The sequence below is a fragment of the Ruixingdingia sedimenti genome (genome assembly GCF_031432425.1).
In the GTDB taxonomy this organism is placed as follows: Bacteria; Pseudomonadota; Alphaproteobacteria; order Rhodobacterales; family Rhodobacteraceae; genus Ruixingdingia; species Ruixingdingia sedimenti.
Genome location: NZ_JAVKPH010000003.1, coordinates 207,527 through 229,231, shown reverse-complemented (window position 1 = coordinate 229,231; position 21,705 = coordinate 207,527). Strand labels below are relative to the sequence as shown.

Sequence of the window (21,705 nt, the reverse complement as noted above, 5' to 3'; positions counted from 1 at the left end):
CACCCTGCAACACCTTGTCATTGCGGCAACAAAACGGATTCCACCCCTCCCCTGCCGCGCCCGGGTTCCGGCTCCTGCCGGGGGGCGCTCCCGGCCGCGGTCCGCATAGTCCCGCGCAACGCAAACAGCCGCGGAACGCCGCTTCACCGCCCTCCCCGCACCGAACCGGGGTCCGTTTCCGCCACCCGCACCGGCGCCGCCGCCGGGGGCCAGGCGAGGATGGTTGCCCCGCCTTCGGCCCATGCCGCGCCGGGCGGCAGGTCCGGGCGCAGCGGGGGCGGCCTTGCCCCCCGCCGCCAGGGGTCGAAACCCGTCCAGTAGCGCGCGCCCGCCAAAGGCTCGGCGGCGTCGAGCCGCAGGCCCCCCGGCGCGGGCGACAGCGCCAGCGCGCCATGGCGTTTCAGATAGCCCGTGTCGATCACGATGCAGCCCGGCGGCGGCGCGGGCGCGGGCGCGGCGATCACCACCAGCGCCGCCCGGGCGCAGGCGTCGGGCAGCGCCCCGGCCGCCGCCTTGCCGCGCAGGTGGACGACCTCTGCCCCCGCCAGCGTCAGCACCGCCTGCCCGCCTTCGCGCCGCACCCCCGCGCGCCGCCCGGCGGCATCGGCCCCGGCCATGTCGCCATCGGCCTCCAGCCAGGCCTCGGCCACGAAGGCGGCGCCGGGCCGGGCCAGCGCCCGGGCCGCACCCGCATGCACCCCCACCTGCCCGCCATCGGCGGCAACCAGCAGCGCCGGACGCTCCGCCCCCCACCACAGCCAGAGGGCCGCGGCGATGCCCGCAAGCCCCGCCAGCCGCACCGGCCCCCGCCACAGCACCAGCCACAGCCCGCCGAGCGTCAGCACCGGCAGCACCGCCCCGGACGGGCGGACGGCGCCCGATACCGCGCCCTCCGCCGCCGCCACCTGCGCGGCCACGTAGAGGATCCAGCGCGACCCCGCCTCGATCGCCCAAAGCGCGGGCGCATCCAGCCCCAGAGGCGCGGTCAGCGCCCAGATCACCGCCCCGGGCATCACCAGCACCCCCATCGCCGGCACCGCCAGCAGGTTCGCCACCAGCCCGTAATCCGCCACCCGCCCGAAATGCGCCGCCGCATAGGGTGCCGTCGCCGTCCCCGCCACGACCGAGGAAAACACCAGCGTCAGCGCCGGCACCAGCCAGCGCGGCAGCCCCCCGCGCGGCAGGCCCCGCAGCGCGCCGAAGGCCGCAACCAGCGCCACCGTGGCGGCGAAGGACATCTGGAACCCTGGGTTCACGAGGCTTTCCGGCCGCAGCGCCAGCACGATCAGCGCCGCGATCGCCACCGTGCGCAGCGACAGCGCGCGCCGGTCGAACAGCACCGCCACCAGCATCACCGCGACCATGATGAAGGCGCGTTCCGTCGCCACGTCGCGCCCCGCCAGCGCCAGATAGGCCGCCGCCGCCACCAGCGCGACGCCCGCGCCGATCTTCTTGGCCGGCAGCCGCAGCGCCAGCCGGGGCACCAGCGCCAGCCCGTAGCGCACCAGCCCGAAGACGAAGGCCGCCAGCATCCCCATATGCATGCCGGAAATCGACACGAGGTGATAAAGGTTCGAATCGCGCATCGCCTGGTTCGCCGCCGCGCCGATCCCCGAACGGTCCCCCGTCATCACCGCCGCCGCATAGCCCCCCGCATCGCCCGGGATCCGCGCCATCACCGCCTGCGCCAGCCGCTGCCGCTGCGCCGCGAGCCAGACCGCGGCGGCCCCTTCCGCCGGCGCCAGCCGCAGCACCGGCGTGCGGGTATAGCCGGTGGCCCCCAACCCCCCGAACCACGCCAGCCGGCGGAAATCGAACCCGCCCGGTTCTGCCGGGCCCTGCGGCGGGGCCAGATGCGCGGTGGTCGCCACGCGCATCCCCGGCACCGGGGCAAGCCACGGCTGATCGGACATGAGCGAGATCCGCACCCGCCCGGGCGGCGGGCCGCGGATGTCCAGCGCCACCTGGTCGAGCGTCAGGCGGATCCGGTCCTTCGCGGAGCGGTCGACCTCCACCACCCGCCCCTCGACCGGGCCGTAATAGCGCCAGTCCAGCACCGGCGCGGCGACCAGCGCGCCGCGCCCCGTGGCCAGCAGGAACCCCGCCGCGACCATCCCCGCGCCGATCCAGACCGGATGCCAGCGCACCCCGCCGAACACCCGCCCGGCCAGCGCCGCCAGCAAAAGCGCACCGGCCACACCCGCCTCTGCCAGCCCCGGTTCGCGCGGGGCGGCGAACCACAGCGCGATTCCGGTGCCCAGGCACACCGGCAGCCAGGGAAACAGGATCCCGCGCGCCTGCAGCAGCCAGTCGAGCGGATGGGGGATCCGGGGCACCTTGTCCTCTGCATGCCGATTGCCTAGACAGGCGCCTACGCTACGCCCTGGATGGTTTCCGAAAGGTTAATCCCGATGCCCGGACCGGCCGCCGCGCCTCCTGTCGTGACCCGCTTCGCCCCCTCGCCCACCGGCTACCTGCATATCGGCGGGGCGCGCACGGCGCTGTTCAACTGGCTCTACGCCCGCGGCCGGGGGGGGAAATTCCTGCTGCGGATCGAGGATACCGACCGCGAGCGGTCCACGCCCGAGGCGACGGCGGCGATCCTTCAGGGGCTGCGCTGGCTCGGCCTCGACTGGGATGGCGAGGCGGTCAGCCAGTTCGCCCGCAAGGACCGGCACGCCGAGGTCGCGCACGAGATGCTGGCCCGCGGCGCGGCCTATCGCTGCTACGCCACGCCGGCGGAAATCGAGGCGTTCCGCGAGGCCGCCCGGGCGGAAGGACGATCCACCCTCTTCCGTTCGCCCTGGCGCGACGCCGACCCGGCGACCTGGCCCGAGGGCCCCTATGCCATCCGCATGAAGGCCCCGCGCGAAGGGGAAACCCTGGTCGAGGATGCGGTGCAGGGCATGGTGCGGTTCCGCAACGACCAGCTCGATGATATGATTTGTTTACGCTCCGACGGTACACCCACCTATATGCTGGCGGTGGTGGTGGATGATCATGACATGGGCGTGACGCATGTGATCCGGGGCGATGACCATCTGAACAACGCCGCGCGCCAGCAGATGGTGTATGACGCGATGGGCTGGCCGGTGCCGGTCTGGGCCCATATCCCGCTGATCCACGGGCCCGACGGCAAGAAGCTGTCGAAACGCCACGGCGCGGTGGGGCTGCATGAATATGCCGCCCTCGGCTATCCGCCCGCGGCGCTGCGCAACTATCTCTGCCGCCTGGGGTGGAGCCATGGGGACGACGAGTTCTTCACCGATGCGCAGGCGCGCGACTGGTTCGACCTGCCCCAGATCGGGCGGGCGCCGGCGCGGCTGGATTTCAAGAAGCTGGAAAACCTCTCGGGCCAGCATATCGCGGCGATGGCGGATGCCGCGCTGCTGCACGAAATCGAGGCATTCCTTGCCGCGACCGCACAGCCGCCCCTGACCGATGTGCAGCGCGACGGCCTGTCGCGGGCGCTGCCCTGCCTCAAGGACCGCGCCAAGACCCTGCCGGAACTGCTTGAAAAGGCTTACTTTGCGCTGACTCAAGGCCCGCTGGAACCCGATGCCAAGGCGCGGGCGGCGGTGGATGTGGTATCCCGTGGTATACTGGACGAATTGACGCCCCCCTTGCGGAATGCTAGGTGGTCGCGCGATGCTCTGGAGTCTGTTCTGGCTGACGTGGCCGCATCCCGCGGGGTAGGTTTCGGCAAGATCGCCCCGCCCCTGCGCGCCGCGCTGTCGGGCCGGGCGGTGAGCCCGGGCGTCATCGACATGATGTTGGTCATCGGTCGGGAAGAGACGATTGCGCGGCTGTCGGATGCGCGCTCCTGGGCCGGGTGATCCTGGCCGGCGCGCGCCCGCCAGACCGGACGAATACGCCGGCGCCCCGTGCCGGCAATGAAAGAGGGACGAGAATGGCCGCACCGACCAAGACCGCGACACTGACCATTGACGGCAAGTCCTACGAACTGCCGCTGCTTTCACCCACGCTCGGGCCCGATGTCGTCGACATCCGCAAGCTCTATGCCGAGGCGGACGTGTTCACCTACGACCCCGGCTTCACCTCGACGGCCTCTTGCGAATCGACCATCACCTATATCGACGGCGACAAGGGCGAACTGCTCTACCGCGGCTACCCGATCGAACAGCTGGCCGAGAAATCGCATTACCTTGAAGTCTGCTACCTGCTGCTTTACGGCGAACTGCCGACGCAGACCCAGATGGTCGATTTCGAGACCCGCGTGACGCGCCACACGATGGTGCACGAACAGGTCCACAACTTCTTCCGCGGCTTCCGCCGCGACAGCCATCCGATGGCGACGATGGTCGGCGTGGTCGGCGCGCTGTCGGCCTTCTATCACGACAGCCTCGACATCAACGACCCCTGGCACCGCGAGGTGGCGGCGATCCGCATGATCGCCAAGCTGCCGACAATCGCGGCGATGGCCTACAAATATTCGATCGGCCAGCCCTTCGTCTATCCGAAGAACAGCCTCGATTACGCGGGCAACTTCCTGCACATGTGCTTCTCGGTCCCGGCGGAGGATTACGTGGTCAACCCGATCCTCGCCAAGGCGATGGACCGGATCATGATGCTGCATGCCGACCACGAACAGAACGCCTCGACCTCCACCGTGCGTCTGGCCGGGTCCTCGGGCGCGAATCCCTTCGCCTGCATCGCCGCCGGCATCGCCTGCCTCTGGGGCCCGGCGCATGGCGGCGCGAACCAGGCCTGCCTGGAAATGCTGCGCGAAATCGGCACCGTCGACCGGATCCCGGAATACATCAAGAAAGCCAAGGACAAGGACGACCCGTTCCGCCTGATGGGCTTCGGCCACCGGGTCTACAAGAACTTCGACCCGCGCGCCAAGGTGATGAAGGAATCGGCCGACGAGGTTCTGGGCCTTCTGGGCATCCACAACAACGAAACCCTGAAGGTCGCCAAGGAGCTGGAGCGGATCGCGCTGGAGGACGATTATTTCGTCTCGAAGAAGCTCTACCCCAACGTCGATTTCTACTCGGGCATCATCCTCGAGGCGATGGGCTTCCCGACCTCGATGTTCACGCCGATCTTCGCGCTGTCGCGCACGGTGGGCTGGATCTCGCAGTGGAAGGAAATGGTCGGCGACCCGACGCAGCGGATCGGCCGCCCGCGGCAGCTTTACGTCGGCGCGGCACACCGCAACTACCCGGACGTCGCGGCGCGCTGACCCTGCCCCGAACCGCATCCCGCCGGCCCCTTCGGGGGCCGGTTTCGTTTTGGGCCCCTGTCGGCGGACGCGCAAATGTGCAGGACAGCGCCGGGGGCCAGCCCCCGGACCCCCGGAGTATTTTCGGCAAGATGAAGCCGCGGCGGTCGCTTCAGGAAGCCGACCTGCTCATTTTCTGTCCCTAAATATCCCGGGGGCGCCGGATGGTGCGCCACTGGTTCGAGAACCAGCAGGCCGCGGGGCTGGCCCCCGGCGCCGCCTCGTCCACCGGCCCGACCGCCGGTCAGTCGCGCATCAGCTCGTCCAGCCGGCGGCGTTCGGCCTCGCTCAGCGCCTCGGGCGCGGGGTCGGGGGCAGCGCGGCGGCGGCGGAGGTAGAGCGCCGCGACCCCGAGGCCGAGCACCGCCATCGCCGGGCCTGCGATCCACAGCACGAGGTTGCTGCCGGATGCATTGGGGCGCAGAAGCACATATTCGCCGTAGCCCGCGAAGGTTTCATCCCCCTCGACGACATAGCGCAGCACCTCGGCGTCGCTGTCGCCCTGCAACAGCCGTTCGCGCACCAGAAGCCGCAGGTCGCGCGCCAGTTCGGCGTTCGATTCGTCGATGCTTTCGTTGCGGCAGACAAGGCAGCGCAGGTTCTTCGAAATCTCGCGCGCCCGCGCCTCCAGCACCGGATCGGCCAGCACCTCGTCGGGCTCCACCGCCAGCGCGGGCGTCGCGGCGGCCAGCGCGGCCGCCAGCAGCAGGATCGCCGCCGCCCTCATTCCGCCGCCACCGCGGCCGCCGTGCGCCGCGCCCCGGCCGCCACGCGATAGCGGCGGTCCGACAGGCTCAGGAAGCCGCCGAGCGCCATGATGATCGCGCCGCCCCAGATCCAGTTGGCGAAGGGCTTGATATAGGTGCGCACCGCCCAGGCCCCGTCCGCCTGCGGATCGCCGATGACGAGGTAGACGTCGCGCAGCAGGCCGTAGTCGATCGCGGCCTCGGTCGTGGGCATGGCGGCGACGGGATAGACCCGCTTTTCGGGGTAGAGGGTGAAGACCCGCCCGCCCTCGCGCACGGTGATCGTGGCGGTGGTGGCGATATAGTTCGGCCCCTCGATCCGTTCGACGCCCTGCAGGGTGATCTCGCGCCCCTCGATGGTGAAGGGTTCGCCCGGGCGGGCGACGCGGATATCCTCGGTATCCCAGGCGGTCAGGGCGGCGATGGCGAAGATGGTGATGCCGAGCCCGGCATGCGCCGTGGCCTTGCCCCAGTCGGCCCGCGGCAGGCGGCCGAGCCGCGCGGCGCGGTCCGCAAGCGCCCCGCGCCCCGTGCGCGCCCAGAGGTCCGCCACCGCGCCGAGCACGACCCAGACCCCCAGCAACACCCCCACCGGGCCGAGCGCCGAACGCCCCGTCTGCATCGCCCAGACCAGCGCGCCCGCCGCCAGCGCCAGCGCCAGCACGCCCCACAGCGGCCGCATCGCCCGTCCGAGCGTCGCGCGTTTCCACGGCAGCATCGCGCCCAGGGGCAGCAGCACCGCCAGCGCCACGATGAAGGGCGTGAAGGCCATGTTGAAGAAGGGCGGACCCACCGACAGTTTCCGTGCAAAGAACATTTCCGCCAGCAGCGGCCAGATCGTTCCCACGAAGACGACGAAGGACGCCACCGCCAGCAGCACGTTGTTCACCACCAGCGCCGATTCGCGGCTGACGAGGGCAAAGACCCCCTTCGCCTCCATCGCGCCCGCCCGCGCGGCGAACAGCATCAGCGCCCCGCCCATGAACACCGCGAGGATCAGCAGGATGAACACCCCGCGTTCGGGGTCGTTGGCGAAGGCATGGACCGAGGTGATGATGCCCGAGCGCACGATGAAAGTGCCGATCAGGCTGAACCCGAAGGCCAGGATCGCCAGCAGGATCGTCCAGGCCTTCAGCGCCTCGCGCTTTTCCACCACGATGGCGGAATGCAGCAGCGCGGCAGAGATCAGCCAGGGCATGAAGCTGGCGTTTTCCACCGGGTCCCAGAACCAGAACCCGCCCCAGCCCAGTTCGTAATAGGCCCACCACGATCCGAGCGCGATGCCGATGGTCAAAAACACCCAGGCCGCCAGCGTCCAGGGCCGCACCCACCGGCCCCAGGCGGCATCCACCCGGCCCTCGATCAGCGCGGCGATGGCGAAGGAAAACGCCATGCTGAGCCCGACATAGCCGAGGTAGAGGAACGGCGGATGGAAGGCGAGCCCCGGGTCCTGCAACAGCGGGTTGAGGTCGCGCCCGTCCATCGGCGGCACGGCCAGCCGCAGGAAGGGGTTCGAGGTGAAGAGCGTGAAGGCCAGGAACGCCACCCCGATCATCGCCTGCACCGACAGCACGCGCGCGCGCAGCCGCGGCGGCAGGTTGCCCCCGAACCAGGCCGCGCAGGCCCCGAACAGCGCCAGGATCAGCACCCAGAGCAGAAGCGAGCCTTCGTGGTTCCCCCAGACGCCCGTCACCTTGTAGAGCATCGGCTTGAGCGTGTGGGAGTTCGACACCACCAGCAGCAGCGAGAAATCCGAGGTCACGAAGGCCCAGGTCAGCGCGGCGAAGGAAAAGGCCACCAGCAGGAACTGCGCGGTGGCGGCGGGTTCGGCCACGGCCATCCAGGCCCCCCAGCCCTTCTGCGCCCCCACGAGGGGCACGACGGACTGCACGAGCGCGACGAGCAGGGCGAGGACGAGGGCGAAGTGGCCGAGTTCTATGATCATGCGCGCAGCATAATGCGTTCGTTTGCCGGGGCCAATGGGCTGCGCGCCTTGGTCGCGGCGGTTTTAGGGGAACCGCACCGCCGGCCCCCTTCCCGCCCCGTCCGGCCCGGCGGAGCGTGCGGGAGCCTCCGGCGGGGATATTTAGATCCAGCCTGAAGAACAGCCGTGCTTCCCGTCTGGCAAGAGTGCCTGTTCTTCAGGCTGGCCCAAATATCCCGCGGGGGTCCGGGGGCGCGAAGCCCCCGGCGCTGTTCTGGACGCAGTGGATCACGCGGGGTCGAGGAAGGCGCCGCAACCGGGGGTGGTGCGACACAGCGCCGGTATTTCCGACTGTTTCTGTCGCAACGGTATTGACAGACGCCCCCCGCTGGCCCAATCGCCGGATAACGGCCTGCGGTCCCGCGGCCAAATGCCCCAGCCAGCCGCAAGCCAGCTACCCCCGTGACGACACCATCCTGTCCCCGGCGCCCGCCGCCGGGGGTGGGAGCGCTTGCAACAGGAGTTCCCGTGACCACATCCCGCCCCCCGCAGACCGGCGCCGCCGAGACCCCCGCGCAGATCCGCACCACGCTCGGGCTTCTGCCGGTGCTGGCCATTTCCGCCGCGGTCGCCGCCCCGGCCCATGCCCAGACCGCGCAGCAGCCGGAAACCACCGTGCTCGACCCGATCACGCTCCAGGCCCGGCCCGATCCGGCGACGAACCTGACCGTGACCGAAGGGTCCTCGTCCAAGCTGACCGCGCCGCTGCTCGACACGCCCAAGACGATCAGCATCATCACCCAGCGCGAGATCGAGGAGCGCGGCGCGACCTCGGTGCTCGAGGTGCTGCGCACCACGCCGGGCGTCACGCTCGGTTCCGGCGAGGGCGGCACGCCGCTCGGCGACCGGATGTTCGTGCGCGGCTTCCAGGCGGCGACCGACATGATGGTCGACGGCGTGCGCAACCTCGGCCGCACCAGCCAGGAGGCTTTCGCGGTCGAATCGGTCGAGATCGCCAAGGGCCCGGGCGGCGCCTATTCGGGCCGCGGGTCCACCGGCGGGTCGATCAACCTGGTGTCCAAGCAGGCGCATGAGGGCGAGACCTTCCATCACCTGTCGGCCACCGCCGGCAATGCCAGCCATGCGCGGCTGACCTATGACGGCAACTACGACCTCGGCAACGGGCTGGCCGCGCGGCTGAACCTGATGGCGCAGGATTCGGGCGTGCCCGGACGCGACTATCTGAAGGACGACCGCCGCGGCATCGCCATCGCCCTGTCCAAACGCTTCGGCGAGGGCAGCAAGCTGTCGTTCAACGTGCTGCATACCAAGGCCGACACGACGCCGGACCTGGGCGTGCCCTTCGCGAACGCCAACTATGTCGCCACCCATGGCACGGATTTCGGCACCGGCACGCTGGCCGATCCCTTTCGCCCGCTCGAATCCATGCGCGCGGAAAACTTCTACGGCTCCGTCCTGCGCGACCATCGCGAGGTCACGAACCAGAGCGCGCAGCTGAAGTTCGAGCATGAGTTCAGCGACAACCTGCGGCTCGAATCCGCGCTGACCTGGATCGGCTCGGAACAGTTCTACCAGGTCACCCGCCCGACCATCAACGCGGCCGGCGAGGTGGCGCGCGACCTGCGCAGCGGCGGCAAGAAGAACCGCGGCGTGGCCTTCACCACCGCGCTGACCGGCACCTTCCACACCGGCACGATCCAGCACGACTTCGCCGTGGGGATCGAACTGACGCGGGACAAGCTGTCCTCGGCCTCGCTGACGGGCGGCTATACCGTGCCGCCGACCGATCTTTTCAACCCCGATCCGCTGACGCCCGTCACCGGCGCCCCGGTCTGGGGCCCCTTCGGCCTGCCCACCACGACCGACACCCGCGCGCTCTACGTCTTCGACACGATGACGTTCAACCCGCAGTGGGAACTGAACCTCGGCCTGCGCTTCGACCGCTACGAGGTGAACACCTACGGCACCGTCGGCGGGGTGCCGGACACGCCCTTCGGGCGCACCGACAACATGGTCAACTACTCGCTCGGCCTCGTCTACAAGCCGGCGCCGAACGGCAGCATCTACCTGTCCTTCGGCACCTCGTCGAACCCCTCGGGCGAATGCGCCACGATGGCCGGCGGCGCCGACGGCGCGGCGGCCTGCACGCTGACCGCCAACAACGCCAACCTCGAGCCGGAAAAGAACCGCAGCATCGAGATCGGCACCAAATGGGCGGTGTTCGACGAACGGCTGCTGCTGACCGCGGCGGTCTTCCACACCGAAAAGACCAACCAGCGCGCGCTCGACCCGCTCGGCAACGTGGCGCTGATCGGCAACAGCCGCGCGCAGGGGTTCGAACTGGGCGCGGCCGGGCAGATCAACGACCGTTGGGGCATTTCGGCGGGCTATGCCTTCACCGACGCCAAGCTGGTGGATGGCGGCTTCGTCGGCGGCGTGGCCGACCCGGACAACGGCAACCAGTTGCAGTTCGTCGCCCGGCACAGCTTCAGCCTGTGGACCACCTATGACGTCACCGACCGCCTGACGCTCGGCGGCGGGGCGACCTTCACCGGCAAGCGGTTCCTGAACGCGGCCAATACCGCGATCCTGCCCTCGCAATGGCGGGTGGATGCCTTCGCCGCCTACGAGATCAACGAGAAGGCCGACCTGCAGCTGAACGTCACCAACCTGTTCGACGAACGGCTCTACGATGCCTCGCATGTGGGCCTGTTCGCGAACCGCGCCCCCGGGCGCGCGGCGACGCTGAAGGTCAACTACCGCTTCTGATCCCGGTTCCCGGACCGGCCGCGGGCGGCCCCTTCGCGGGGGCCGCCCGTTTGCTTTCGGGGTATCCTTCCTGCGGTTCGTGCGGGTGGTTGGGTCAGGGCCGGGGGCCAGCCCCCGGACCCCCGGGATATTTTTGGACAGAAAATGAAGGGGGCGTTCTTCGATGGCATACGGGTCTGCGACAGTTGGCCCCGGATTACCTGACAAAAACGCTTACCATACGGGGCGCGCGGCGCTATGGTCCGGCCCGAGCCGCAACAGCCGGAGCCCGCCATGCTCGTCACCATCCCCGACATCCTGACCCCCGAAGAGGTCGCCTATATCCGCCAGGTGCTGGACGGCACGCCCTGGGTGGACGGGCGCGTCACCGCGGGGGACCAGGCGGTCAAGGTCAAGAACAACCTCCAGGTGCCCATCGACAGCGCCGAGGCGCGGGAGTTGTCGACCATCGTGCTGCGGGCCTTGGGGCGCAGCGCGATCTATTCCACCGCCGCGCTGCCGCTGCATGTGCTGCCGCCGATGTTCAACCGCTATGACGAAGGCATGACCTTCGGTGCGCATGTGGACGGCTCGATCCGCGTGATCCCCGGCACCGGCCAGCGCATCCGCACCGATGTGTCCACCACCATCTTCCTGACCCCGCCCGAGGATTACGACGGGGGCGAGCTGGTGGTGCACAACACCTATGGCGAACACCGGGTCAAGCTGCCCGCGGGCCATGCGGTGGTCTATCCGGCGACCAGCCTGCATTCGGTGACGCCGGTCACGCGCGGGTCGCGGTGGGCCTCGTTCTTCTGGGCGCAGTCGATGGTGAAGGACGACTGGCAGCGCCACATGCTTTACGATCTGGACATGTCGATCATGCGCATCCGCTCGATGCTGCCCGACGACGACCCGGCGGTGACGGGGATCACCGCGCATTACCACAACCTGATCCGCGCCTGGTCGGACCTGTGACGCAGGCGGGCCCGATCCCGCCCGACGCGGTGGCGCTGGCGGATTACGAACGCCATGCGCGGGCGCGGCTGCCCGCCGATGTCTGGGCCTATGTCGGGGGTGCGGGGGCGGACGGGATCACGCGCGCGGCGAACCGGGCGGCCTTCGACGCGCTGCGGCTGGAAGGCCGGGTGCTGGCCGACATGCGGGGGGCGCATACGCGGCTGCGGTTGCTGGGAATGGATCTGGATCATCCGATCCTCGTCGCCCCCACCGCCTTTCACCGCCTGCTGCACGGCGAGGGCGAACTGGCCACCGTTCTGGGCGCCGGCGCGGTGGGCAGCGCGATGGTGGTGTCCTGCCAGGCGAGCGTGGCGCTGGACCGGATCGCCGCCGCCGCGCACGGGCCGCTGTGGTTCCAGCTTTACATGCAGCCGCGGCGGGAGGACACGCTGGCGCTGGTGCGCCGCGCCGAGGATGCGGGCTGTCGCGCGCTGGTGGTGACGGCGGATGCGGCGATCAACGGGCTGCGCAACGAGGAGGCGCGGGCCGGGTTCCGCCTGCCCCCGGGGGTGGAGGCGGTGAACCTGCGCGGCTTCGCCGCCCCGGCATCGCGCGCGGGCCCGGGGCAGAGCCCGGTGTTCCTGGGCCTGCTGGATGCGGCGCCGCGCTGGTCCGACATCGCCTGGCTGAAGGGCGAAACCCGGCTGCCGGTGCTGGTCAAGGGGATCCTGTCGCCCCGGGACGTGGAACCGGCGCTGGCGGCGGGGGTGGACGGGTTGATCGTGTCGAACCACGGCGGCCGCGTGCTCGACACCCTGCCCGCCAGTATCGAGGCGCTGCCGCGCGTGGCGGCGGCGGTGGCGGGCCGGGTGCCGGTGCTGGCCGATGGCGGGATCCGGCGGGGAACGGATGTGCTGAAGGCGCTGGCGCTCGGCGCGGATGCGGTGCTGACGGGGCTGCCGGTGCTGTGCGGGCTGGCGGTGGGCGGTGCGGCGGGCGTGGCGCATGTGCTGACCATCCTGCGCACCGAGCTGGAGGTCGCGATGACGCTGACCGGCTGCCCGACCCTGGCCGACATCGGCCCCGGGGTGATCTGGCGCTGATCCCCGGGGCCGGGGCGTCAGGGCATGCCGCCCGACTGCTGCCAGGCGTTCAGCGCGGGATTGGTGCCCTTCACCTTCACCGGGCGGTCCTCGTCATCTTCCGGTTCCGGCTCGAACGGCGGCGGGGCGGCGGCGGCGGCCACCGTCTGGCGGCGGCGGAAATAGAACGCCTCGCGCGCGCCGAAATAGAACGACACGATCCCGCCCAGAAGCCACCAGAGCGGCTCGGGCACCTGCGCCAGCGCCACCATCCGCCGCGCGAACCCCGGCGGATCCGCCATCGCATAGGCGAAAAGCCCGATGGTGCTGAGCGCCAGCAGGGGCCGCGGCAGGCGGTTCAGCCCGTTCACCACCCCGTCGAACCAGCCCCCGCGCGCAAGCCCGAATTCCGCCGCATGCTGCGCCAGCGCCGCCTGCTGCGCGCCCGCCGACAGTTCCATCGCCCGCGTGGCATGGGGACTGAACGCCCCCGCCACATCGCGCACCGCCGCCCCTATGGCCGCCACCGCGGGCGCCGCCCCGATCATGCCGCCGATCACGCCCATGCCGCGACCCTTTCGCGATGTTCGGCATCCGACAGATGGAACCGGGTGGAGATGAACGCCTCTGCCCGCGTGATCCAGCCGCCCTTGCCGCCGTCGCGGCGCCGTGCGTATTTGCGGCTGGCGGGGCGGGCATCGGCCAGCGCGTAGTAGTAGTTCCGCCGCTCGATCCCGTAGGCATCGGCGAAATGGTCGGGTGCCATCTGCGCGGCGCGATGGGCATTGCGGATCGTCTGCGGCCCGATCACGCCATCCACCGCCGTGTCCTGCCCCATCTTGCTTAGCAGCCGCTGCAACAGCCGCACCGCGTTGGACCCGGCGTTGACATACATGTCGAACACGCTGGCCTGGATGGCCTCGGGCAGCGCGGCGATGCCGGGGCGGCGGTAGTAATGTTCGACATAGATTTCCACCGCCTGCGCCGCGGTCAGGCGGCGCACATCCGCCGCCGTCACCGCCCCGTCGCGGTCGAGGTCGATTCCCAGACGGCGCAGCGTGTGGATCGTCACGCCGTGGTTGGTCGCCCCACCGGGGTCATCGGGGTCGTCGACGAAGCCGCCCTCGCGGGCGACGATTTCCTGGGCGATCTGCTGAACGGTCTTCATGGGCTTCCCGCATGTTGTGAACCTGCGGGAAAGCTTCATGAAAAGAGGTTAAGATCAGGTCTCGCCAGCGTTCGGGTCCTTGTAGACGCCCTGTTCCTTCAGCGCGTCCATGACCTCTTTGGGCATATAGGTCTCGTCATGTTTGGCGAGGATCTCGCGCGCGACGAAGACGCCCTTCACCAGCTTGCCGGTGCCGATCATGCCCTGGTTTTCACCGAAGAGATCCGGCAGCACGCCGGTGAAGCTGACCGGGATCGTGGCGCCGCCATCGGTCACGCGGAAGGTCACGGCCTCGCCCTGCCCGCGGATCAGGCTGCCTTCCTCGACCAGCCCGCCAAGGCGGAAGGTTTCGGTTTCCGGCGGGGGCGCCTCGGCCACCTGACTGGGCGAACGGAAGAAGTTGATCCCGTCTTGCATGGCATAGCCCACCAGCCCGGTGGACACCGCGAGCGCCAGAAAGGCGGCGAGAATGATCTGGATCCGGCGTTTTTTCTTCAGGCCCTTCATATGTCCCTACGGAAAGACGGGGGCCAGCATCAGGCCCGCGGTCTCTTCCGCCCCCAGCATCAGGTTGGCGTTCTGGATCGCCTGGCCCGAGGACCCCTTGCACAGGTTGTCCAGCACCGCGACGACCACGGCGCGGCCCGGGATGCGGTCCCCGATCACGCCGATATGACAGAAATTGGACCCTGCGATGTCGCGTGTCGAGGGGAGTGCGCCAAAAGGCAGCACCCTCAGGAAGGGCTCTGCGGCATAGCGGCTGGCGAGCGCGGCGTGGATGTCTTGCGCCGCGCCGCGCAGATAGACCGTGGCGAGGATGCCGCGGTTGAAAGGCATCAGATGCGGCGTGAACTGCACCTGCACCGGGCGGCCCGCGATCTTGCTGAATTCCTGATCGAATTCACCCAGATGGCGGTGCTTGCCCCCGGCCGAATAGCTGTGCGTCCCGCCCGACAGTTCGGCATGCAGCAGGTTTTCCTTGAGGCTGCGCCCCGCGCCCGACACGCCCGCCTTGAGGTCGATCACGATATTGTCAAGGTCGATCACCCCCGCCTCGATCAGCGGGCGGATCGCATATTGCCCGGTGGCGGCGTTGCAGCCGGTGCCCGCGACCAGCCGGGCGGCCCGAATCTCCTCGCGGTAGAACTCGGTCAGGCCATAGACGGCCTCTTTCTGCACCTCGATGGCCGCATGGGGCTGGCCATACCATTTTTCATAGGCCGCCGGGTCGCGCAGCCGGAAATCGGCGGACAGATCGACGATCTTCAGGCCGCGCGGCAGGCCCGCGATCACCTGTTGCGTGGTCGCATGCGGCAGCGCGCAGAAGCACAGGTCGATCCCGGAAAAGTCGATGTCCTCGATCTTCACCAGCCGGGGCAGATCCAGATGGCGCAGGAAGGGGAACACCTCGGCCATTTCCATCCCGGCCTTGCGGTCGGCCGACAGCGCCACGATTTCCATCCCCGGATGGGTGGCGATCAGGCGGATGAGTTCGGCCCCCGTATAGCCCGAGGCCCCGAGAATGGCGATGCGATGGGTCATGGCGCGTTTCCCTTGCTGAATGGCCGACTGATGGGCCAGCCCGCGCCGCGGGGCAAGGGAAAAACGTGCCTGGTAGCGGGCCTGCCGCGCGGGCTGGCGAAGGCGCGTGCCTTCGCCATCGCGATTCAGGTTTCGTTGCCCCGGCCGGGGGCCCAAAGCCCCCGGCCAGCGCCCGCCCCGCCCATGGCGGGCGCTTCTCGCCCGCCGGGGCAGGCGCTGGCCTCTCGGGTCTGGGGCGGCACGGTTTTCAGTGGCACCCTCGCGCGAACGGGCGGGGGAAACGCGGTGCGTTTCCTGATCCCGCCCGGCCCGGCGGTGGTGCGCCAGCCGGTCCGGCCTACCCGCCCTGCCCCGCCCCCATCCACGGCGCAGGATGCGTGCGTTCCAGACGGTAGAAGAGGTTCGGTTCGGACACCACGAAGATCTCGCCCGCCGGGCCCATGGCGATCCCTTCCGCCTGCGGCACGGTGGCCGACAGCCCCGCCGCCCCGCGCACCAGCGGCAGGATGCTGACCGGCGTGCCGTCGGCGGCATATTCCACCACCATCGACGACATATGGCTGAGCAGCAGCACATGGCCCGTCGGTTCGTGCAGCGTGATCGACGACAGATCGCGCATGAACAGCCGCGAGGCATCCGAGGGCGCCCATTCCCAGATGTCGAGCGCCATCGGCCCGCCCGCCACCAGCCCCGCAAGCCCCTCGACCACCAGCACGCGCAGGGGCAGCATCTCCTGCACGATCAAGAGCCGTCCGGTGCGGTCGTCCCAGGACACGCCCTCGAACCCCATGTTGTCGCGCTTGTCCATGTGCAGCGAAAAGCGCGGCGCGCCGTCCAGCACGATCTCTGCCGTGTCGGGGCCGATGCGCACCCAGGTGAAGGTCTGGCTGTCCTCGTCCACGACGATGAACCGGTCGCCCGCGACATGGGTGATGCCCTCGGGGTCGCCCGCGCCGCGGATGGGCAGCGTGCGCAACAGCCGCCCGTCGGGCGACAGTTCCACCGCCAGCGGCGGGCGGTTGACGACGCTGAACAGCGTCCCCGTCTCGGCGCTGTAGGTCAGGCCCGACAGGTTCGAGGCCACGCCCGCGACCGGCGCCGCATCCAGCGCGACGCGATAATCCGGCAGCCAGATCGCCCGGTCGCGCCAGTCGGACGCGTTCAGCTGCATCATGCCCCAGTACCAGACGAAGGGCACCACCCGCAGATGCACCGCCACCGCGGCCAGCACCACCAGCACCGCCGCGATCCCGGCACGGCGCAGCCACCGCCGCCAGCGGCGGCGCGGCAGGGGGGCAATGGCGGCATCGACCGGCACGGGGTCAGGCGGCCTCGAAGTCGATCCGGCGGCGCAGGAACTGCGTCGCCTTGGCCGACACGCTGTCGGGATCGCCCGTGGTCAGATGGCGCGACACCACGCCCCGGCCGAGGAATTCGGGCCGCCGGGCAAGATAATCCGCCGTCGCCTCGGCCACCAGCCGGGGTTGCGAGAACACCCGCACCCCGGGGCCGAGCGCCTTCTGGAACACCTCTTCCATCAGCGGATAATGGGTGCAGCCGAGGATCGCCGCCTCGGGATGCGGCATGCGGCGCAACAGCGCCTCGACATGGCTTTTCACCAGCGCCTCGGCCAGGATCTCGTCGCCCTGCTCGATCGCGTCGACCACGCCGCCGCAGGGCTGTGCCTCGACATCCACGCCGATGGCGCGGAAGGCCAACTCCCGCTGGAACGCGCGCGACGCCACCGTGGCCGGGGTGGCGAACAGCGCCACATGTTTCGCCGCCACCTCGCGCGGGGGGGAATTGTCGCCCCAGTTGCGTTCGGTCAGCGCCTCGATCAGCGGCACGAACACGCCCAGAACCCGCTTGTCGGCGGGGATCCAGCTTTCCTGCATGCGCTTCAGCGCCGCGGCGGAGGCGGTGTTGCAGGCCAGGATCACCAGATCGCAGCCCTCGGCCCAAAGCCGTTCCACCCCCGCGCAGGTCAGGCGGAAGATGTCGTCGGCGTCGCGCACGCCATAGGGGGCATGCGCATTGTCGCCCAGATAGACGAAGGGCACATCGGGCAGCCGTTTCACCAATGCGTCCAGCACCGTCAGCCCGCCCAGACCCGAATCGAAAACGCCAACCGCCATGCGCCCATCCCGTACCGCCTCGCCCATCTCTACGCCCGCGCAGGGAAAAACGCCATCGGGCCGCCGCCATTTTCTGCGCCGAAATCGCCCGCCGATCACGCCACCGCGCATAGGCGCACATGCCGCGCGGTTTCATTTGCAACACGGCAGAGGGCCGCCTATGTGACTTGCAGCACATGCATGGCAGAGGAAACCGAAACGCATGATGGACTGGGACAAGCTGCGCATTTTCCACGCGGTCGCGGATGCGGGCAGCCTCACCCATGCGGGCGACGTGCTGCACCTGTCGCAATCGGCGGTCAGCCGGCAGATCCGCGCGCTGGAGGAAAGCCTCGACGCCACGCTCTTCCACCGCCACGCGCGCGGGCTGATCCTGACCGAACAGGGCGAATTGCTGTTCGACGCCACCCAGTCGATGGCCAAGCGCCTCGATGCCGCGACCGCGCGCATCCGCGATGCCGACGACGAGGTGATGGGCGAGCTGAAGGTGACGACCACCACCGGCTTCGGCACGCTCTGGCTGGTGCCGCGGCTGGCGTCCTTCTACAACAGCTACCCCGACGTGACGCTCGACCTCATGCTGGAGGAACGCGTGCTCGACCTGCCGATGCGCGAGGCGGACGTGGCCATAAGGATGAAGGAGCCGAGCCAGGCCGACCTCATCCGCAAGCGGCTGATGAGCGTGCGCATGCGCCTTTACGCCACGCCCGACTATCTGGACGACCGCGGCCGCCCGACCCAGCTGTCGGACCTGCGCGACCACCGGATCATCTGCCAGCAGACGGGCGCGGCGCAGGTCGCGGCGGGGGCGGAACTGGTGCAGATCCTGCTGGCGCAGGACGCGGTGTCGGCGCTGAAGGTGAACAACTACTTCGGCGTGCTGCAGGGGGTGCTGAACAACCTCGGCGTCGGCGTGCTGCCCGATTACCTGCTGCACGATTTCCCGCATCTGGAACGGGTGCTGCCGGATGTGGAATCGGTCGAGGTGCCGGTGTTCCTCGCCTACCCCGAGGAACTGCGCCATTCCCGCCGCGTCGCCGCTTTCCGCGACTTCGTGACCGAAGAGGTCATCGCCTTCCGCCGCAACCGGCGCGAGTGATCCCGCCCGCAGGCCCGGCCTTGCCGTGGGCGCCGGGGGCCAGCCCCCGGACCCCCGGGATATTTAGGGACAGAAAGTGAATGGCGGTCGGTGCGCTTGCGGCTTCATCTTGCCCCAAATACTCCGGGGGTCCGGGGGCTGGCCCCCGGCGCCCACCGCAGGGCCGGGCGCGGCGGATTTCGCCTGTGTACCCCCATGACGGGACAAGCCATGCCCAAGGCGCATAGCTGACATGCTGCACCTGCGGCAAAGTTGGGCTTGAACGGAATCGCCCGAGGGCCTAAATCCACCCTCAGAAGGCGACGACGATCCGCTCTCGTCATCTTCTACCTCCCTGTTGGACTTCGGCCGAGCGAAAGCTCGGCCTTTTTTTTGGCCCCGCGCGTCCTTGCCCTCCATTTGCGCATCCCTGGGCACCGCCGCCCGTTTCTGCGGCGCGGCGCGAACCGGGCCGGGCCCGGCGGGCGCGATGCAGATGGGCCTTCCCCCCTGCCCCCGGACTGCGTAAAAGGCGCTGGAATTGCGGCAGCGGAAGGCCCCATCATGCGCGAAGAGCCCCGGATCGACGACGACCTGATCGCAGCCCACGGGCTCAAGCCCGACGAATACGCGCGCATCCTCGACATCATCGGGCGCGAACCGACCTTCACCGAACTCGGCATCTTCTCGGCGATGTGGAACGAGCATTGTTCCTACAAGTCGTCCAAGAAATGGCTGCGCACGCTGCATACCACCGGGCCGCAGGTGATCTGCGGACCGGGCGAGAATGCCGGCGTGGTCGACATCGGCGACGGGCAGGCGGTCATCTTCAAGATGGAAAGCCACAACCACCCGAGCTACATCGAGCCGCATCAGGGCGCCGCGACCGGCGTCGGCGGCATCCTGCGGGACGTGTTCACCATGGGCGCGCGGCCCGTCGCGGCGATGAACGCGCTGAGCTTCGGCGAACCCGCGCATCCCAAGACCGCGCATCTGGTCAAGGGCGTGGTCGAGGGGATCGGCGGCTACGGCAACGCCTTCGGCGTGCCCACCGTGGGCGGCGAGGTGCGGTTCCACCGCAGCTACAACGGCAACTGTCTGGTGAACGCCTTTGCCGCCGGACTGGCCGACGCTGACCGGATCTTCTATTCCGCCGCATCGGGCGTCGGCATGCCGGTGGTCTATCTCGGCGCCAAGACCGGGCGCGACGGGGTGGGCGGGGCGACCATGGCCAGCGCCGAATTCGACGAGACGATCGAGGAAAAGCGCCCCACCGTGCAGGTCGGCGACCCCTTCACCGAAAAACGCCTGCTGGAAGCCTGCCTCGAACTGATGGCCTCGGATTCCGTCATTTCCATTCAGGACATGGGCGCCGCGGGGCTGACCTGTTCGGCGGTGGAGATGGGCGACAAGGGCGGGCTCGGCATCCGGCTCGATCTCGACCGCGTGCCCTGCCGCGAGGCAGCGATGACGGCCTATGAGATGATGCTGTCCGAAAGCCAGGAACGCATGCTGATGGTGCTGAAGCCCGAGAAAGAGGCCGAGGCGCGGGCGATCTTCGAGAAATGGGACCTCGATTTCGCCATCGTGGGCGAGACCATCGCCGAGGACCGCTTTCTGATCCTGCACGGCAATGCGGTGAAGGCCGACCTGCCGCTGTCGAAACTGTCGTCCAGCGCGCCGGAATACGACCGGCCGTGGATCGAGACGCCCATCCCCGCCCCGCTCGGCCCCGTCCCGGCGGTGGATGCCCTCGACGCGCTGCGGGCGCTGATCGGCTCGCCCTCCTACGCGCACAAGGGCTGGGTGTGGGAACAATACGACAGCATGGTGCTGGCCGATACGATCCGCACGCCGGGGCTCGGCTCGGGCCTCGTGCGGGTGCATGGCACCGACAAGGCGCTGGCCTTCACCAGCGACGTGACCCCCCGTTACGTCAAGGCCAACCCCTATGAGGGCGGCAAGCAGGCGGTGGCAGAGGCCTGGCGCAACCTTGTGGCCGCGGGGGCGACGCCGCTCGCCTCGACCGACAACCTCAACTTCGGCAACCCCGAAAAGCCCGAGATCATGGGCCAGTTCGTCGGCGCCATCAAAGGCATCGGCGAAGCTTGCCGGGCGTTGGATTTCCCCATCGTGTCGGGCAACGTGTCGCTTTACAATGAAACCGACGGCCAGCCGATCCTGCCGACGCCGACCATCGGCGGCGTCGGCCTGCTGGCGCATCTGGACGACCGCATCGGCGCGCTGCCGGTGGCGGGCGACGCGGCGGTGCTGATCGGGGCGACGGCGGGGCATCTGGGGCAATCCGCCCTGCTGGCCGAAATGTGGGGCCGCGAAGAGGGCGATGCGCCCCCGGTGGACCTTGCGGCGGAACGGCGCAATGGCGACTTCCTGCTGGCCAACCGGGCGCTGGTGCGCGCGGCCACCGACCTGTCGGACGGCGGCCTTGCGCTGGCGGCCTTCGAGATGGCCGAGGGCGCGGGGATGGGTGTCACGCTCGATCCCGCCGACATCGGCCAGTTGTTCGGCGAGGATCAGGCCCGCTATCTGGTCGCCGCAACAGCAACCGACGCGGCCGCGCTGGTCGCGGCCGGGGCGGCGGCGGGGGTGCCCGTCGCGGTGGTGGGCCGTTTCGGCGGCGATACGGTGCGGCTTGGCGCCGCAGAGGCGCCGCTGGCCGAACTGTCGGCCCTCTACCGCAGCGCCTTCGCCCGCGCCGTCGCCTGACCCGCGCGGGCTTGCAGCCCCCCCGGGGAGGCTCTACATCTGGGAAAACCAGAGATGGGGACGACCTGAGATGGCGATGCAAGCTGAGGATATCGAAAGGTTGCTGCGGGAAGCTTTCCCGCATGCGACGATCATGGTGCAGGGCGACGACGGCGCCCATTTCGCCGCCGAGGTGATCGACGAATCCTTCCGGGGCCTCAACCGCGTGCAGCAGCAACGCGCCGTCTATGCCGCCCTGAAGGGCAAGATGGACGGCGCGAACGGCGAGCTGCACGCGCTCGCCCTGACGACGAAAGCACCGGAGTGATGCCCCCTGGGGCCAACCGTGA

The 21,705-nt window shown here is 69.6% G+C and carries 17 protein-coding genes; 8 read left to right on the top strand and 9 right to left on the bottom strand.

The window, feature by feature from the left end:
- Positions 1–143: 143 nt before the first annotated feature.
- Positions 144–2,336: a ComEC/Rec2 family competence protein gene (locus RGD00_RS04645; protein ID WP_310456124.1), complete on the bottom strand. Its 2,193-nt coding sequence runs from the start codon at positions 2,334–2,336 to the stop codon at positions 144–146.
- 75 nt (positions 2,337–2,411) lie between these two features.
- Between RGD00_RS04645 and gltX the strand changes: the two genes are divergently transcribed.
- Complete coding sequence (gene gltX, locus RGD00_RS04640; RefSeq protein ID WP_310456123.1) at positions 2,412–3,836, top strand: glutamate--tRNA ligase; 1,425 nt, start codon at positions 2,412–2,414, stop codon at positions 3,834–3,836.
- Between the two features lie 74 nt (positions 3,837–3,910).
- Entirely contained in the window at positions 3,911–5,206 is a 1,296-nt protein-coding gene (gltA, locus tag RGD00_RS04635) for a citrate synthase (protein WP_310456122.1), read from the top strand.
- Positions 5,207–5,489: 283 nt separating this feature from the next.
- Here gltA and RGD00_RS04630 read toward each other — a convergent pair whose 3' ends face one another.
- Both RGD00_RS04630 and RGD00_RS04625 read right to left on the bottom strand, forming a co-directional pair.
- Complete coding sequence (locus RGD00_RS04630) at positions 5,490–5,972, bottom strand: cytochrome c-type biogenesis protein (protein ID WP_310456121.1); 483 nt, start codon at positions 5,970–5,972, stop codon at positions 5,490–5,492.
- Positions 5,969–7,936, bottom strand: coding sequence for a heme lyase CcmF/NrfE family subunit (locus RGD00_RS04625; protein WP_310456120.1), 1,968 nt, complete (start codon positions 7,934–7,936; stop codon positions 5,969–5,971). Before RGD00_RS04625 ends, RGD00_RS04630 begins: the two co-directional genes overlap by 4 nt.
- Positions 7,937–8,443: 507 nt before the next feature.
- Between RGD00_RS04625 and RGD00_RS04620 the strand changes: the two genes are divergently transcribed.
- The 3 genes from RGD00_RS04620 to RGD00_RS04610 all read left to right on the top strand — a co-directional run bounded on the left by RGD00_RS04620 (position 8,444) and on the right by RGD00_RS04610 (position 12,747).
- Positions 8,444–10,705 carry a TonB-dependent receptor gene (locus RGD00_RS04620; protein WP_310456119.1) on the top strand — a complete coding sequence of 754 codons (2,262 nt, stop codon included), beginning with the start codon at positions 8,444–8,446 and terminating at the stop codon, positions 10,703–10,705.
- A 273-nt stretch (positions 10,706–10,978) separates the two neighbouring features.
- The gene (locus tag RGD00_RS04615; protein WP_310456118.1) at positions 10,979–11,662 is read left to right on the top strand and encodes a Fe2+-dependent dioxygenase; all 684 of its coding nucleotides are present in this window, start codon (positions 10,979–10,981) and stop codon (positions 11,660–11,662) included.
- The gene (locus RGD00_RS04610) at positions 11,659–12,747 is read left to right on the top strand and encodes an alpha-hydroxy acid oxidase (RefSeq protein WP_310456117.1); all 1,089 of its coding nucleotides are present in this window, start codon (positions 11,659–11,661) and stop codon (positions 12,745–12,747) included. The genes RGD00_RS04615 and RGD00_RS04610 overlap by 4 nt, the downstream gene beginning before the upstream one ends.
- A 17-nt stretch (positions 12,748–12,764) precedes the next feature.
- On the opposite strand, the gene RGD00_RS04605 is transcribed toward RGD00_RS04610, so the two are convergent.
- From RGD00_RS04605 to RGD00_RS04580, 6 genes are all read right to left on the bottom strand, one after another.
- Positions 12,765–13,292 (bottom strand): holin family protein, encoded by a 528-nt coding sequence (locus tag RGD00_RS04605; protein WP_310456116.1) that lies wholly within the window; start codon positions 13,290–13,292, stop codon positions 12,765–12,767.
- Positions 13,283–13,894, bottom strand: a complete 612-nt coding sequence (locus RGD00_RS04600; RefSeq protein WP_310456115.1) for a holin-associated N-acetylmuramidase — start codon at positions 13,892–13,894, stop codon at positions 13,283–13,285. The genes RGD00_RS04605 and RGD00_RS04600 overlap by 10 nt, the downstream gene beginning before the upstream one ends.
- Before the next feature lie 54 nt (positions 13,895–13,948).
- Positions 13,949–14,401 (bottom strand): cytochrome c maturation protein CcmE, encoded by a 453-nt coding sequence (ccmE, locus tag RGD00_RS04595; RefSeq protein WP_310456114.1) that lies wholly within the window; start codon positions 14,399–14,401, stop codon positions 13,949–13,951.
- A 6-nt stretch (positions 14,402–14,407) separates the two neighbouring features.
- Complete coding sequence (gene argC / locus RGD00_RS04590; RefSeq protein ID WP_310456113.1) at positions 14,408–15,436, bottom strand: N-acetyl-gamma-glutamyl-phosphate reductase; 1,029 nt, start codon at positions 15,434–15,436, stop codon at positions 14,408–14,410.
- 337 nt (positions 15,437–15,773) lie between these two features.
- Positions 15,774–16,754: an SdiA-regulated domain-containing protein gene (locus RGD00_RS04585; protein ID WP_310456112.1), complete on the bottom strand. Its 981-nt coding sequence runs from the start codon at positions 16,752–16,754 to the stop codon at positions 15,774–15,776.
- A gap of 4 nt (positions 16,755–16,758) precedes the next feature.
- Positions 16,759–17,571 (bottom strand): glutamate racemase, encoded by an 813-nt coding sequence (locus RGD00_RS04580; RefSeq protein ID WP_310456111.1) that lies wholly within the window; start codon positions 17,569–17,571, stop codon positions 16,759–16,761.
- A 205-nt stretch (positions 17,572–17,776) separates the two neighbouring features.
- On the opposite strand from RGD00_RS04580, the gene RGD00_RS04575 reads away from it, so the two are divergent.
- The 3 genes from RGD00_RS04575 (at position 17,777) to RGD00_RS04565 (ending at position 21,683) form a co-directional block, all read left to right on the top strand.
- Positions 17,777–18,670, top strand: a complete 894-nt coding sequence (locus RGD00_RS04575) for a LysR family transcriptional regulator (protein WP_310456145.1) — start codon at positions 17,777–17,779, stop codon at positions 18,668–18,670.
- Positions 18,671–19,213: 543 nt separating this feature from the next.
- Positions 19,214–21,376 carry a phosphoribosylformylglycinamidine synthase subunit PurL gene (gene purL, locus RGD00_RS04570; protein ID WP_310456110.1) on the top strand — a complete coding sequence of 721 codons (2,163 nt, stop codon included), beginning with the start codon at positions 19,214–19,216 and terminating at the stop codon, positions 21,374–21,376.
- A 70-nt stretch (positions 21,377–21,446) separates the two neighbouring features.
- Positions 21,447–21,683, top strand: coding sequence for a BolA/IbaG family iron-sulfur metabolism protein (locus RGD00_RS04565; RefSeq protein WP_310456109.1), 237 nt, complete (start codon positions 21,447–21,449; stop codon positions 21,681–21,683).
- Positions 21,684–21,705 lie beyond the last annotated feature (22 nt).

Bases quoted from the DNA above. Each gene is read 5' to 3' on its own strand.
- RGD00_RS04565 (WP_310456109.1), top strand. From the start codon at position 21,447: ATGGCGATGCAAGCTGAGGATATCGAAAGGTTGCTGCGGGAAGCTTTC.
- gltX (WP_310456123.1), top strand. From the start codon at position 2,412: ATGCCCGGACCGGCCGCCGCGCCTCCTGTCGTGACCCGCTTCGCCCCC.
- RGD00_RS04575 (WP_310456145.1), top strand. From the start codon at position 17,777: ATGGACTGGGACAAGCTGCGCATTTTCCACGCGGTCGCGGATGCGGGC.
- gltA (WP_310456122.1), top strand. From the start codon at position 3,911: ATGGCCGCACCGACCAAGACCGCGACACTGACCATTGACGGCAAGTCC.
- purL (WP_310456110.1), top strand. From the start codon at position 19,214: ATGCGCGAAGAGCCCCGGATCGACGACGACCTGATCGCAGCCCACGGG.
- RGD00_RS04580 (WP_310456111.1), bottom strand. From the start codon at position 17,571: ATGGCGGTTGGCGTTTTCGATTCGGGTCTGGGCGGGCTGACGGTGCTG.
- RGD00_RS04600 (WP_310456115.1), bottom strand. From the start codon at position 13,894: ATGAAGACCGTTCAGCAGATCGCCCAGGAAATCGTCGCCCGCGAGGGC.
- argC (WP_310456113.1), bottom strand. From the start codon at position 15,436: ATGACCCATCGCATCGCCATTCTCGGGGCCTCGGGCTATACGGGGGCC.
- RGD00_RS04630 (WP_310456121.1), bottom strand. From the start codon at position 5,972: ATGAGGGCGGCGGCGATCCTGCTGCTGGCGGCCGCGCTGGCCGCCGCG.
- RGD00_RS04625 (WP_310456120.1), bottom strand. From the start codon at position 7,936: ATGATCATAGAACTCGGCCACTTCGCCCTCGTCCTCGCCCTGCTCGTC.
- RGD00_RS04615 (WP_310456118.1), top strand. From the start codon at position 10,979: ATGCTCGTCACCATCCCCGACATCCTGACCCCCGAAGAGGTCGCCTAT.
- ccmE (WP_310456114.1), bottom strand. From the start codon at position 14,401: ATGAAGGGCCTGAAGAAAAAACGCCGGATCCAGATCATTCTCGCCGCC.
- RGD00_RS04605 (WP_310456116.1), bottom strand. From the start codon at position 13,292: ATGGGCGTGATCGGCGGCATGATCGGGGCGGCGCCCGCGGTGGCGGCC.